Origin of the sequence: Bartonella sp. MU70NMGDW (assembly GCF_042194085.1) — a bacterium.
In the GTDB taxonomy this organism is placed as follows: Bacteria; Pseudomonadota; Alphaproteobacteria; order Rhizobiales; family Rhizobiaceae; genus Bartonella; species Bartonella grahamii.
In genome coordinates this window covers 1-545 of the sequence record NZ_JBHIMK010000566.1, presented here as the reverse complement: position 1 = coordinate 545, position 545 = coordinate 1, and the positions used below count along the sequence as shown (strand labels likewise).

At 36.5% G+C, this 545-nt stretch carries 1 tRNA gene and 1 pseudogene; both read right to left on the bottom strand.

The annotated features are described in order from the left end of the window. Nucleotides 1–138: 138 nt before the first annotated feature. Nucleotides 139–212 (bottom strand) — tRNA-Gln (locus ACFIKE_RS12200). Nucleotides 213–275: 63 nt separating this feature from the next. Continuing rightward, nucleotides 276–545: pseudogene (locus ACFIKE_RS12195) on the bottom strand (iron ABC transporter ATP-binding protein); the annotation flags it as partial.

Sequence of the window (545 nt, the reverse complement as noted above, 5' to 3'; positions counted from 1 at the left end):
TTTAAAACTCTTTGAAAAAAAATAAATTGGTACAAAACCTAGTGGCAAAATATACAAAACCCGCTGGCAAGCTACATTGGTACAAAACCTAGTGGCAAAATATACAAAACCCGCTGGCAAGCTACATACATACAACACTGGCTGGGGAACTTGGATTCGAACCAAGATTGACGGAGTCAGAGTCCGCTGTTCTACCATTAAACTATTCCCCAATAAGCCAATTTTATCATCTCTAGCAGATTCTACAGTGTAGGCAAGCGCAAAAAATCTTTAGATTATCGATAATAAAGGGCGATAGGAATGTCATTGATTGTTTTAATTTGAATATCAACATCATAAATGTCTTTAAGAATTTCTGGTTGCATAATTTCTTTGGGAGTTCCACAATAGGCTGCTTTTCCATTTTTTAGTGCAACAATCATATCTGAATAAGATGAGGCGAAATTAATATCGTGCATGACAATAAGGATGGTTTTTTTCAGTTCATCAGCTGTGCGGCGTAACTGCTTCATCATAGAAACGGCATGTTTCATATCCAGATTGTT